11 protein-coding genes are annotated in these 10175 nt (G+C 27.1%); 5 read left to right on the plus strand and 6 right to left on the minus strand.

Annotated features, from left to right (window positions below):
* Positions 1–824: 824 nt before the first annotated feature.
* The 3 genes from KPL55_RS24645 (at position 825) to KPL55_RS24655 (ending at position 3073) form a co-directional block, all read left to right on the plus strand.
* The gene (locus tag KPL55_RS24645) at positions 825–1991 is read left to right on the plus strand and encodes an AI-2E family transporter (protein ID WP_216309405.1); all 1167 of its coding nucleotides are present in this window, start codon (positions 825–827) and stop codon (positions 1989–1991) included.
* Between the two features lie 386 nt (positions 1992–2377).
* Positions 2378–2548: a hypothetical protein gene (locus KPL55_RS24650; protein WP_216309406.1), complete on the plus strand. Its 171-nt coding sequence runs from the start codon at positions 2378–2380 to the stop codon at positions 2546–2548.
* 45 nt (positions 2549–2593) lie between these two features.
* Positions 2594–3073, plus strand: coding sequence for a hypothetical protein (locus KPL55_RS24655; protein ID WP_216309407.1), 480 nt, complete (start codon positions 2594–2596; stop codon positions 3071–3073).
* 295 nt (positions 3074–3368) lie between these two features.
* Here KPL55_RS24655 and KPL55_RS24660 read toward each other — a convergent pair whose 3' ends face one another.
* The 6 genes from KPL55_RS24660 to KPL55_RS24685 form a co-directional block, all read right to left on the minus strand.
* A complete protein-coding gene (locus KPL55_RS24660) occupies positions 3369–3539 on the minus strand; it encodes a hypothetical protein (protein WP_216309408.1) in 171 nt (56 codons plus the stop codon).
* A 201-nt stretch (positions 3540–3740) separates the two neighbouring features.
* On the minus strand, positions 3741–4487 hold the full coding sequence (locus tag KPL55_RS24665) for a Fic family protein (RefSeq protein ID WP_216309409.1): 747 nt from the start codon (positions 4485–4487) through the stop codon (positions 3741–3743).
* Positions 4488–4515: 28 nt separating this feature from the next.
* On the minus strand, positions 4516–5448 hold the full coding sequence (locus KPL55_RS24670) for a hypothetical protein (protein ID WP_216309410.1): 933 nt from the start codon (positions 5446–5448) through the stop codon (positions 4516–4518).
* A 386-nt stretch (positions 5449–5834) separates the two neighbouring features.
* Entirely contained in the window at positions 5835–6059 is a 225-nt protein-coding gene (locus tag KPL55_RS24675; protein ID WP_216309411.1) for a hypothetical protein, read from the minus strand.
* 10 nt (positions 6060–6069) lie between these two features.
* Positions 6070–7161, minus strand: coding sequence for a relaxase/mobilization nuclease domain-containing protein (locus KPL55_RS24680; protein WP_216309412.1), 1092 nt, complete (start codon positions 7159–7161; stop codon positions 6070–6072).
* Positions 7162–7488: a plasmid mobilization protein gene (locus tag KPL55_RS24685; RefSeq protein WP_216309413.1), complete on the minus strand. Its 327-nt coding sequence runs from the start codon at positions 7486–7488 to the stop codon at positions 7162–7164.
* A 489-nt stretch (positions 7489–7977) separates the two neighbouring features.
* Between KPL55_RS24685 and KPL55_RS24690 the strand changes: the two genes are divergently transcribed.
* Together KPL55_RS24690 and KPL55_RS24695 are read left to right on the plus strand one after the other, a co-directional pair.
* Positions 7978–9105 (plus strand): replication initiation protein, encoded by a 1128-nt coding sequence (locus KPL55_RS24690; protein ID WP_216309414.1) that lies wholly within the window; start codon positions 7978–7980, stop codon positions 9103–9105.
* A 248-nt stretch (positions 9106–9353) separates the two neighbouring features.
* Entirely contained in the window at positions 9354–9833 is a 480-nt protein-coding gene (locus KPL55_RS24695) for a hypothetical protein (RefSeq protein ID WP_216309415.1), read from the plus strand.
* Positions 9834–10175: the final 342 nt, after the last annotated feature.

The raw sequence follows: 10175 nt of genomic DNA on the forward strand, positions 1-10175 counted from the left end.
AGCCCCAATAACCAGAAAATTATTAATATTCCTGCTAACCAACGTAATAATCCCACATATATCACTCCTTTATAACTTGATTTTTAACAAAGAACATTAATGCCTAAATTTCACACAATTCTAAATTTAATAAAAATTTAGAATATTCTGTTCATATTTATACTATATCATTGATTTAGCTATATTTCAACCTTTTTCGACAATCAAATTCTTTTATTCCAATATATTACATGTTTATTTTGCTATACAAATGATTCATATTAATTTTAAGATATTAATAATAAGTAATGAATTTATTTGCAGTAAAACTATACATTTTATAATTAACTATTTAAACATAACCAAAGAAATAACGAATATAACACAAATACAATTTTATATATTTATAATAACAAGTAATTTAGATTAGTAAAACATATTTTCAAAAAATATAACGAATTTGCTCGAATGATTCAGTAATAAGAAAACCTTATTATTAAATAAGGGAGGTTTATTTCTTTCCTAATTCCAAGATAACTAAGCTTTAAGTAGAGACTTAATGTTTATATTTACAGCAATTCAATTTTAAGATATCATTTTTACTTTATATATGACATAATGGGACAAAATAATCTAAATTTTGTTATAGTAGTATGATGCATTTTTACTTGTAGTAGATGTAATAGTGTTCATTGTCGATAGGATTTCAAGAAAAGAAAAAAGAAATAGAAACATTTAATACAAGTGGATTACAATTTTTTTTAAGATCATAAAGGGGTGTAAGTTATATGTTAGGTAACTAGAGTAAATTATTTAAAAGAAACTAGTTAGAAAGGAAGAATAAAATGAAAATAGATAAAAAATTATTACAATACTGCCTATATGCCACGGGAACTGTGCTTCTAATTTATATGGGTATAACAATTTTCAATAATATAAGATATTTAATATCTTTATTATCAATTATAATAGGAGAAATTATTGGAATTATAAAGCCACTTCTTATGGCATTAATAATTGTTTACTTATTGAAACCAGGTGTTAAAAGCATTGAAAATTTCTTGTATAAGAGAGAAATATTTAAAAGAGCAGCGTTTAGAAGGGTAATTGCAATTTCAGGAATGTATATATTAGTAACAGCTGGGTTTGTAGCTATTATTAGTGGAATATATCTTATGATTGGTGGAAAAATATCTAATAACATAAACATATCTACGATGATAGGGTACCTGAATGATTATTTAAATAATCCGACATCAGTTGTTAGTTCTACTATTACTAAAAAATTACAAAGCTCAAATATTTCAATGTTAGAAAATCTACATGAAAAGATTGTCCAGGTTGTAAGTTATATTCAATCATATTTTTCGACAAGCATAGAAGTTATGACAGCTTCTATTCTATCTATAGGAGAAAATATATTTTCGTTTTTTATAGCTATAGTCTTAAGTATATATTTAATGCAAGACTCAGAATACTTTATGAATTTATGGAATAAAATTTTTAAGCTTATATTTGGTGAAAGTAAATCAGGAAATATACTAAAAGAAATACTATCTGTCATTAATAGTACCTTTTATAAATATATAAGAGGACAATTAGTCGAAGCTTGCTTTGTAGGAGTTCTGTCAGCTATTGTACTTTATTTCATTGGAATAGATTTTGCTTTAATAATAGGAATAATTGCAGGCATTTGTAACATGATACCTTATATTGGACCTGTTATTGGAACTGTTCTGTCAGTTATTATTGCTTTACAAAGTGGACAACCTATTAATGCACTATGGGCAATAATTGCAATGATTGTAATTCAACAAGTAGATAATAGCTTGTTAGCTCCAAAAATTGTTGGAGCTAGTGTAGGATTGCACCCAGTATTCATTATGCTTGCTATTATTATAGGTGGTAATGTAGGTGGACTTTTAGGGATGCTAATAGCTGTACCAGTTACTGCCTCTTTGAAAATATTACTTAGTAGATGGTATACTTTTCACATGAAACCATTGAACTAACATAAAATTCCTTGTCATATAAATTACCCGCCTTCATATTTTATAATAATTTTCATTTATAATTGAATACAGGAACATCAAAATAGATACCTCATAGTGATATAATTAATTTGAATATGTAGTATGGCCAGCACTAATATATTATGATAAATACATATTGACTTAATAATTATTTAATTAAAGCCCCCTTTAATTAAATATAAGTATATAGACTAAAAAGAATTAGTGTTAATTTAATTAGCTGGTTCTTTTTTGTTTTATTTTACAGATTACACACAAGCTATAGGGAAAAACCGTGGCTTGTTTCAACTCATTTATTCATCCACAATACACTGAATGGCTTGGGAGGTTACGAGAGTACTATGTAATATATGGGAGGTAAAATTATGATTTTTAAATTTTTGCGGGGGAATGGAAGAGTTATAGTTGCTATAATTGTAAGTATAATTATCTGTATAACAATTCCATTAATATTGAACCGTTTCGTTTTTAGCAATGGTAGTAAACCCAATTTAACTAATTCTGAATGGTCAACTTTTCTAGGTAGCTACATTTGAGGAATCCTTGGTGGGACTGCAACCCTTATAGCTGTAATAATCAGTTTGAATATTAGTAAAAAAATTCAAGTGGAATCAGAACTCAGAGTTAATAGTTTAGTAGTTTATTATGATTTAGTCACAGGTTCAACTGATTTAAAAAAGCTTTACATTAATTGCAAAAATAAAGAATTTAAGAATATTCCTTCGCGAATGTTTTTTAGCAAAGAATGGATAAATAATGTAGCTAAAATATATAGTAACATAAGAGATACAGAGAGTTTGTATAAGCTATATACAGATTTAGAAATAGTAAGTGAGGAATTGAAAATCAAAAGCGAATTAATGATACATAATTCATCAGATTTTGATTATGATAGATTTGAAAAAATCATCTATAAGATTTCAAATAGAATTTTTAGTAAAACATTTATTGATAGTAATATGAATAAATATAATAACATAGATGAGGTATTTAATGTTGATGAAGAACTTCATTCTGATTTCAAGAAAATTATTACAGACTTAAAATCCATAATACATTAACTTATAAGTAGTGTTAAATTGTCAGTAGTTGCTATGGGAAATATCTAGAAAGAATGCTATCTTGGATTTTAAGGTTGAGATTGATGTTTATATGTGGTCTCGCCAACATTTCTCTGAATCACACCAGCAGTAATCAAAAATGGCTTTAAATCAAGTTATACCACTTACTTACATACTCTTATATAGAACGATTTTGATTTTAAAACAAATACCCTACGTAAAGGTATACCATTACGTAGAGTGGAAAAACGTGCAAAACTATAACCGTAAAGTATAACAAATCATTTACGGTTATCTACGTAAAATATATATACCTTTGTGAAGATGTATTAAAGTCTCTGATGGTGTGATTCAGACTTATGTTGGCAAGACCCCTAAATGAAAACATTACAGAAAATATAGAAATTATCAATGATAAAGTTCCTATTCCTACTTTTTTAACATTAATATTATTTGCTTCACCCATATTATCCTCCTTGTAAATTGTTTTTTACTTATAGTATTATAGTTATTACAAATTTTCTACAATTTCGAATTAGTTTATTTACTTGAATATAACATATATACCATATAAAAACTTTAAAATTTTATATTAAGTCCATACAACATAACAAATGTTACCTTGGACCAAAATAAAGACCTATCTATTTAGAGAGGTCTTTTAATATTATTTATTTTTTAAATTTTTTAATGCCTCATTGCTTGAAAAGATAATATCTTCCTTAGATTTTATATACTCTTGACATTTTTTAAAAATTTCAATAAGTTTATCATAATTTCCGTTTAATTGAGATTCATATAGCGCACCCCTATATTCCGTATTGTATTTTTCATCAATAGCTATTAAATCAATATTATTTTCTAGACATTGTTTAAGTAAAAGAAACCTTCCTATTCTGCCATTACCATCTTGGAATGGATGTATTTTTTCAAAATTACTATGAAAGTAACATAATTCATGTAAATTAATACTTAAAGCTTTTTTAGTATTATAATTCTCAATAAGTCCTAATAATAAAGGTTCTACTTCATGTGGCTCTGCGAGTTTTATTTCATCTAATCCACTAAGCATATTAGGAATTTTTTTAAATCTACCTGAGAACCCCTTTTTATCATCAGAAGTACCATTTTTTAATAATTGATGATATTCCCTAATTAACTGTAAAGATAATGGTTCATCTAGTGTTTCGATTATAAAATCAAAAACATCTAAAGAGTTTCTAGTTTCAATAACATCATCCCAGGTATGAGTACCAGAAACTATATTTTTATCTGCCAACTGATTTAATGTATCTCTATTAAAAGTACTACCCTCTAATTTATTAGAATGAAATAGAAATTCAATCCTTAAAGCATAATAAAAAGAGTTTGGTACTTCTTTTAAACCAAGTAAAAACGTTCTAGTTAATTTCATAATAATTCACCTATCTTTCTTATTAATATTATTTAACTGCTTTTCCCGCTGCATTATCTTTTTTAACCCTTGGAGTTGATTTCTTCTTCTCCAGTTCTTCTAATAGTGATTTATATTTGCTTTGATATTCTTGTATCTCATCATTATGTTTCAATTGATTTTGACTTAACTGCTCCTGTTGTGCCTTTTGTAGTTCTAATAATGCCTTATCCATCGTTATACTTGCCTTGTCCTTTAACTGCTGAATATCTTCGATATGTTTATCCTTTAATTGTTCTTGGCTCTTAGTCAATCCATTAATAGCCTTCTCATGATCTTCTTTTAAGTTAACAATGTCTTTGTTTAAATTGTTAACAGTAAAATCCTTGTCTTTAATGCTATCTTTTAATTCAATATTTTTAGATTGAGTATCTGCAAGTGACTTCTTATATTGCTCCACTTCAACTTTATATTGTTTATATTCTTCAAGTATACCTGTAAGAGTATCATTTTTACCCTGGTATTCCTTAATAATAGTCAATTTATCTTGTAAACTTTCTTGCCATTGATTATGTTGTTCCTTCAATGTTAGATTATCATTATTTAAGCTTATTACCTTTTCCTCATTCATTGAGTTTAATAAGGTTACTGAATCAATTTCATTTTGTAAATTATTAATTTTTTCTTTATATATTTGTAAATTTTTTTGGCTATCCTCGGTAATATCACCTTTTTGACTCTCTAATTTATCAATTACACTTATAAATGCCTGATGTATTTTGTTTGTGTACCCTTCTAAAACATCAATATCTCCTACCAAATTAATATTTTTAACTTTTCCTTTGTTTAACTCATATAAATTTAATAATGTATTAAGAAAGTCTTTATTATTTTTACCTTCTTCACCTACAAACTCATCAAATCTTTTACGTTCTTCCGTATCAAGCCTAATTCCTAATACTGTACTTTTCTCATCTGCCATTATAAAAATACCTCCCGTTTAATTGTGTTAACACAATGTTTTACGTGAAACGTTGTTATAACTATGTTAACAAATGTTTACACTGTATTGTTAACATATATTTATTATATATCACTGTAAAGTCTTTTGCAATATGTTTTTGAGGCTTGAAAGCCTTATAAAGATTATATATTAAATACCCATGATAATTATAAAAATAAAAAAGTAACTCAAATATTTAAATTCAAATTACTTTTTATTCTTATTTTTTAGTAATACTATTCCTTTTATTTCCCCACGAAGTGAAAATGCAGCTAATAAATTATTGTATATATAAAACTTTGACTGCCGTGGCAGGCAACACTGGCGATTATAACTAACATTTGCCACCCTACTTCTGTTTCAAATTATTTTTTAAAGTATAAGAGAATTAAAAATAGAGGGGTTAATCCTAAATTTAAAAATATTAGCCAATCAATTATCTTCTTTCGCTCAAAATAGCTCTTAGAACGATTCTTAGCACTATCTTGAATCTCTTGACACTTTTGTACTGTTTCTGTAGTTGCTTTGCTTATAAGCTTTGTATGGTCCTTAAAAGTGCTTACTATATGGTTATATATCTTGTCCAGCATATTATAATTATCATCGTTCAATTTCTTCAATGTTTTTTCGCACTTTTGGTTTAATTTGTTTAGTTGTTGGTCTATGCCCTGGTTCAACATCTCGTTGCTTGTTTTCAATTCCTGAACTTGTTTTTGTGTCAGGTTGTAATTTTTCATTATCTCTTGAAGTTTTTCGTTTAGAATTACCTGTGACTTCTTGCTCAATTCCTCGTATTGTAGCCTCGATGTTTCCAAGCTCTCTTTCAGAAGGGTGTTTTCGTATTCCATTCTCGCCTTCATGCTCTGCTCTTGTAGTTTGGTTAACTGTTTGTCCTTCCCCTCTTGAATTATCTTCTTGGACTCTATCTGCTCGTTTTTCTCTAATTGCTGTATTTTGTCTAATAAACCCATTTTCAATTTCCTCCTTCGTATATTTATTACCTAGATTTTTACCTCTTACTGACTTTCCTTGCTCTGGATGTTTAAAACTAATGCTATTCTTAGTTTCTCTTGTTATAATTTCAAAATTACTTTTTAGATTTTCTTTTAATTCCTCTAAGTTATTACTTCTTTCTCTAGCAAAATCAACACATTGCCTTAATTCCTCTTTCCAAGTTGTTATTCCTCTTAGCTCCATGCCCAGCTCTGCCATTGTTTTTTTAATATCAGCTTTTTTATTTACATCTATTTTTTTAAATCCTTCTCTTTCACAAATTCTATTACTATCATTTTTCATCTCAAAAAGCTTTTTAGGAGTAATTTGCAGCTTTTTCCCACTTTCAATATTTACGCTATTTATTACAAAATGATTATGAATATGGTCTTTATCTATGTGTGTGACAATATAAACTTGATGGTCTTTAATATTATTTTGTATCCATTCTTTTCCTAGCTCATTTGCTTTTTCAGGAGTTATGTTATCTTCAGGACTAAATGCTTGAGTAAAATGATAATATTGTTTTCCTTCTGTCTTTCCATGCAAAAGTTTTATAGTATTAAATTCTCTTTCTATATTTTCAACATCACAGTTAATTCCTTCTTTTAAATTTTCGCGAGTCTTACCTTCCTTTTGCAAATATTTTAATTGATTGCTTAATGTTTTAGTAGCCGGTAAACTTTTTACTATTGCCAATTATTTTTTTACCTCCTTCAAAATTTCTTCCGCAGCTGCCCAAAGATCTATTAACTTTTCTTTTAACTTCGTAATTTCAGTTAAATCCAAATTTTCATTTTGATTTAATACTCTTGATATTTGGTTTAAATTTTTGCCTTCTCGAACTAATTCTAAAAGTAATTCCTTCAAACCCTCAATCACAATTATGTCCTTTTGTAGAGCACAGTTGAGTAGATAATCATTTTGTTTTAGCTTAGATTTTTCAACTTTTTTTTGTATTATTTCATATTCTTTTTGGGTTGATCGTAAAATTATTTGCTTACTTCGAGTTCTTTTTTGGTCCAATCTTTTCAACTCCTTTTAGCTATAGCCTTGTTTATTTTGGGGTGGTCTTGGAGGGGAATTTCCTCCAAGCAAGATGTTTTTGGAAGGCGCAGGCTATCCAAATACTAATCAAATAATTTTCTTTTTTTCAATTTCCAATACAATTTATTCTTTTTTTAGAGGTAACTATATTAAAAAAAATTGGATTATTACTATAATTTTCAACTAAAATATTAAATACAACAACAACTACTACTGTTGTTGTATAGTAAAAGTATAGTAAAGAGTATAGTAAAGGTATAGTAGGGGTGTTCCAAAGGCAGTTATACCAATGTGTACAGCGGACTATCTACGTATAAAATCAGTGCTGACTACGTATAAAATCAGTGTTGACTACGTATAAAATCAGTGTTGACTACGTATAAAATCAGTGCGTAAAACAAAACGTTGATTTTACGTAATTACTGTGATAATATATTACCATACTATGGAACTGGAGGTAATTAAAGAATGGAAAATAAAGTTGGTGGAGATCTAATTTGTAAAAGACCTGAAACGATAGTTGAAGCAAGATTTAAATTGACTAAAAAGCAAAATGATATTTTGGATATGGTTTTTGCATCCATTGAAAATGACGAAAAACTTAAATATCAAATAGATATAAGAAAATATGGTCAACTTTATAACATAAAAAATAAAAGTAATATTTATGGAGATTTAAAAAAAGCAATTAAAACATTTGAGGGTAAAGGATTTGCAATAACTCAAAAAATTAGTGAAAAAAAAGAAAATAGAATATATTTTTCTTGGTTTTCAAGTATTCAATATCTTGATGGTGAAGGAAAAATTGAAATTGAATTAGGACAAAAGTTAAAAGAAGTAATGTTAAATGCTAAAAAAGCATGCTTTTATCAACTTAAATATTCTTTGAATTTTCATAATATTTATAGTAAAAGAATGTATTATTATTTAAAAAGTTTTGAAAATAGTAATGGTAATGATACTGGTTGGAGAATTGATAATTTAGATGAATTAAGGTCTAAACTAGAATGTCCTAAAAGTTATAATGTTTATTATGAATTTAAAAGACTTGCTTTAAATCCTGCTTATGAAGAAATAAACGGAAATAGTGATATTCAATTTGAGTATGAAGAAATAAAAACTAAGAAAAAAGTTACTCAATTAAAATTCACTATAAAGAAAAACAAATTTCCTCAATTACTTGCTGTTAAGGATGAAGTAGCCGCGACAGTAACGGAATTTGAAGAAGAAACTCCAATTAGAAAAATTATAAAAATAATGAGTGACAGTAAAATAACAGTTCTTGAAGCTAAGAAAATATATGATAGTTCTAAAAAGGATCTTCAAATAATTAAAAAAGTATATGATGATGGTAAAAACAAGGATATACCAAATTTTATAGGATGGATGATAAGCATGGTTAAGCCAGGGACTTACATAGAACCAAAGAAAAATTATGCTAAAGGTGTTTTTAATAATTATGAGCAACGTACATATGATTTCGGCAAGTTGGAAGATAAATTATTAGGCAAGTATAAAGATAATAAATCAACTGAAGAAGATAGTATGAGTTGGGAAGAACAGTTGGTTGAATATAAAGAAATGAACCCTTCATAAATAGGGGTATGTGTAGAAATAGGAATGCCTTTATTATAATTAAGACATTCAACAATGGTCACTTACATCTAGTAGGTGATTTTTTAAATTTTAAAGGTATTTCAAGTGAATTTGTTGAACTATATTAATGATTTAATAAACATTAATAAGAACATTAATAAATTTTAATAAAGCTTATTAATGTTGAAAATGAGGTGTTATCAATATTATATACAGTTAAACAAGCTAGTTTGGAATTAAGTGTTAGTATGCAATCAATTTATGTAAAAATAAAATTACCTGAATTTGCTGATAAAATTATTAAGAAACAAGGGCGTGCCTTTATTGATGATACTACATTAATGTTGATTAAGAATTCATTAAAGTCATCTTGTGACATTAATAATGATGAATATGATAATACTAGTAATGACGAGGTTGCTAGTGATTCAAGTGAGTTAAACATTAATAAAGATTTTATAGAAACATTAAAATTACAGTTAAAAGTTATGAGTAATCAATTAAACGAAAAAGATAATCAATTAAAACAGAAAGATATACAGATAGGAGAACTTCATAATTTAATTGAAAATAGCCAGGTGTTATTAAAAGAGAAACCTCACCAGGATGTACTACAACTTGAAGAGCATTTTCAAGATCTTGATAATAAATTAATTGAAATAAAAGAAAAAATGCAGAATAAAGACCAGGATCATAAAGGAATCTTCAAAAAAATATTCAGTAAATAATTAGGTCGTATGAACATTTTTCCTATAAATTCATATAAAATAATTGCTTACTAAAACTTTAAAATATAGAAAATACATGATGATGAGGATACAACAACTAAAAATGAATTAAGTCATTTATATTACATTGAACGTAACAAGTCAACACGTTATGTTACATTCAAATTGAAAAAAACAAGGAATGAGCAATACCCCCAAAGTGAATGTAACTCAATTACATTTGTGTTACTTGGGGGTTGTGTAGTAACGGGACAGAAATTCCCGTTACTACACCTATATTTTACCAAATAGTTTACTATCCATTGCTTGCAGGGGTCGTAATTTTCCATGCAATAGTTCATC

The organism is Clostridium lacusfryxellense (assembly GCF_018861735.1).
In the GTDB taxonomy this organism is placed as follows: domain Bacteria; phylum Bacillota; class Clostridia; order Clostridiales; family Clostridiaceae; genus Clostridium_AD; species Clostridium_AD lacusfryxellense.